3 protein-coding genes are annotated in these 3,622 nt (G+C 39.0%); all 3 read right to left on the bottom strand.

What is annotated here, in order from left to right; genetic code table 11:
* Positions 1-102: 102 nt before the first annotated feature.
* A complete protein-coding gene (locus tag IV84_RS09990; RefSeq protein WP_056986595.1) occupies positions 103-1,092 on the bottom strand; it encodes a ribose-phosphate diphosphokinase in 990 nt (329 codons plus the stop codon).
* A 97-nt stretch (positions 1,093-1,189) separates the two neighbouring features.
* Positions 1,190-2,599, bottom strand: a complete 1,410-nt coding sequence (glmU, locus tag IV84_RS09995) for a bifunctional UDP-N-acetylglucosamine diphosphorylase/glucosamine-1-phosphate N-acetyltransferase GlmU (RefSeq protein WP_046871543.1) — start codon at positions 2,597-2,599, stop codon at positions 1,190-1,192.
* Between the two features lie 36 nt (positions 2,600-2,635).
* Entirely contained in the window at positions 2,636-3,463 is an 828-nt protein-coding gene (gene purR, locus IV84_RS10000) for a pur operon repressor (RefSeq protein ID WP_080945526.1), read from the bottom strand.
* Positions 3,464-3,622 lie beyond the last annotated feature (159 nt).

A 3,622-nucleotide genomic window follows, 5' to 3' on the forward strand; every position in this document is an offset into this window, starting at 1 on the left:
TCTCCACCAATACGATTTGACAGAGACCCTTAATAATCATGTTTTTGGATAAAAAAATCCAGAAGAAAAAATGAAATTTTCTTCTGGATATAATTTTGATTTTTAACTTCGGGACGCTTCTTCTTTACTGAAACGATTATTAAATAATGGACTAACTGGTTTGTTTTCGTGAATTAAACGAATGGCTTCCCCAATTAAAGGTCCTACTGAAATCTGCGTAATCTTATCTATTTTCTTTTCTTCTGGTAAATTAATCGAATCTGTCACAACCAATTCCTTGATTGGAGAGTTTGCAATTCTTTCAATCGCTGGGCCAGATAAAACTGGATGTGTACAGCTTGCATAAACTTCCGTTGCACCCGCATCCATCAAAGCCTGGGCTCCTAAAGTAATGGTACCAGCAGTATCAATCATATCATCAATCATGATACAACGCTTACCCTTCACTTCACCAATAATATTCATAACCTCAGCCACATTAGCTCGTGGTCGTCGTTTATCAATAATGGCAATGGGAGCTTTCAAAAATTCAGCTAATTTACGAGCTCGTGTGACACCACCATGATCAGGAGAAACCACAACAGAATCTTTATCAAGATGATGCTCGATAAAGTAATCTGCCAATAATGGCGCACCCATCAAATGGTCCATTGGAATATCAAAGAATCCTTGAATTTGTGCAGCGTGTAAATCAAGCGCAATAATCCGCGTTGCACCAGCCTTTTCAATCATATTAGCCACAAGTTTTGCGGTAATTGGTTCCCGTGAACGGGCCTTACGATCTTGACGAGCATAACCATAATAAGGAATCACAACGTTAATAGTCTGTGCGCTCGCTCTCCGCAATGCATCAATCATAATTAAAAGTTCCATCAAATTATCATTAACAGGTGCCGAGGTAGATTGAATAATATACACTTGGTCCCCACGAATACTTTCTTCAATGTTAATTCTAATTTCACCATCGCTAAAACGATCAACAGACGTCTTACCCAGCTTAACACCAACTGCTTTAGCAATTTTTTCTGCTAAAGGCTTGTTTGAATTCAAAGCAAAGATCTTCAGCTTTGGATCAGAATATTGTCCAGACATGAAATCCTCCAATAATGATTTTTAAGAATCTGTTCGATTACCACTCTATATGATAAGTCATTTACAGGACCAAAAGCAAGTCCAAACCGACATCAAATTAGTCTTTTTGTCGTTCTGCTTCCTCTTTTTTTGCTGCTTCATAAACAGGTAATTTTTTAAAATAACCCGGTTTAGTTGTTTGTCGTTCTCGTGCAATACCCATATCGTACTTCGCCAGATCGTCGGTAATTGTTGAACCAGCTGCAACGTACGAATAGTCTGCCATCTTAACAGGCGCAATAATATTCGAATTACTTCCGATAAATGCATGGTTGCCAATGATAGATGTATGTTTATTAATCCCATCGTAGTTAACAAATACAACCCCACAGCCAACGTTGATATCTGAGCCCAACACGGCGTTCCCAACGTAAGTTAAATGACCAACTTTGGTTCGGGCACCCAATTTTGTCTTCTTGATTTCACAGAAGTTTCCGATATGAACGGATTCCCCAATCTCAGCTTCTGGGCGTAAGTGACTGTTAGGCCCAATATCACTGTCATCATGCATAATTGATTCTTCAATTGTCGATGAAGTAACATGAACTCGATCGCCAATTTTAGAAGAAACAATTTTAGAATTAGCTCCAATTACACAGTCAGAACCAATTTCAGTTTTCCCAGAAATTGACACTCCAGGTTCCACGATTGTGTCAGAACCAATTTTGACATCCACGTCAATATACGTATTTTCTGGATCAATCAGCGAAACTCCGTTAGCCATATGCTGATCATTAATGCGTTCTTGCATAATTTTAGTTGCGTTGGCAAGAGCCTTACGATCATTCACACCCATTGATTCAGAAAAGTCTTTCATTTCGTACGCAGCAACAATCTCGCCTTCGGATTTCATAATTTCAATTACGTCTGGTAAGTAATACTCGCCCTGCGCATTATCATTCTTTACTTTATGTAAAGCCGAAAATAATTTTTTGTTATCAAAACAGTAAACGCCTGTATTAATTTCATGAATGGCTGCTTCTTCACGCGTCGCATCTTTTTCTTCCACAATTTTAGACACAACCCCAACATTATTACGGACAATTCGACCATAGGAAAATGGATCATCTGCATCGGCTGTTAAAATTGTTGCTGCAGCACCCTTTTCTTTATGATACTCAAATAAATCTTCAAAAGTACTGGCACGGAAAAGTGGCGTATCACCACTTACAACCATTGTCATCCCGTCTTGGTCTCCCAAAATATCTTCAGTTTGTAAAACGGCGTGTCCCGTTCCTAATTGCGATTTTTGATATGCATATTCAGTCCGTTTGCCAAGTTCTGCCTCAACTTGTTCAGCGCCACTACCCACAACCGTAACCACTTTATCCATGTTAGTTTTTTCGACTTGGGTCAACACATGATCGACCATCGATTTTCCACAAACGCGGTGCAGCACTTTATATAATTTTGATTTCATCCGTGTTCCTTGACCGGCTGCCAAGATAACCGTATACTTTCCACTCATTAAATGTTCTCCTTAATTTTTAAATTTAATAACAAACTAATCAGCTTGTTCGAAGACTTTATCTAAATAATTACCCGGTTGAATCCGAATCTCGTCACTGTTGGCATCCACACTCAATAAAGAAGTGACATTATCAATCATGCGGTGTCCTGTAAAACTACCTTCCGCAAAAACGGTTGTGCCAATCAATTCCGCTTCAAACTCAGTAATCAGCGCCTGCATCCCTTTTAAGGTGCCGCCACCCTTCATATAGTCATCGACAACTAGAACTCGTGTTCCAGCTTTCAGGCTCCGTTTAGAGAGCTCCATTTTCTTGATTTGTGCAGATGATCCAGACACGTAATTCACACTGATCGTGGAGCCCTCTGTAATCTTTGAATCATGCCGCACAATGATAAACGGAACCCCTAAATAATTTGCCACACTCTGGGCAATCGGAATTCCTTTTGTTTCAACAGTCATGATTGCATCAACTTTTTCATCTGCATACTCACTGGCAATCAAACGACCCACCCTTTTAAGAACGGTTGGATCACTCAATAAATCAGACATGTATAAATAGCCACCTGGCAAAATCCGGTCCGCCGTCGAAAGTTGTTGAATTAAATCTTCAATAATTTCACTAGCCTCGCCTTTTTTAATAGTTGGTATAAATAAGGCTCCCCCGGCCGCTCCAGGAATTGTTTCTAATCTCCCAGTGCCCCGATTCGCGAATGTTCGTTTAATAATGGCCATATCCTCACTGATCGAAGATTTTGCAGACGCATACCGTTCAGCAAAAAAGCTTAACGTTACTAACGTGTGTGGTCGTTCTAGAAAATACCTTGTCATATCGATTAATCGATCACTTCTTCGGACACTCAACGTTAACACTCCATTCTAAATTAAAAGTTACTTTACTCTCGATCATAGCATAAATGTTCGTGTTTTGAACATAATTTTGTAAATATTACCGTTATTTATATATATATGACTGTAACAAAAAAAACCATTGAGTGTTTAAATAATTATGTGTAAATGATT

This window comes from Pediococcus damnosus (assembly GCF_001437255.1).
Classification (GTDB): domain Bacteria; phylum Bacillota; class Bacilli; order Lactobacillales; family Lactobacillaceae; genus Pediococcus; species Pediococcus damnosus.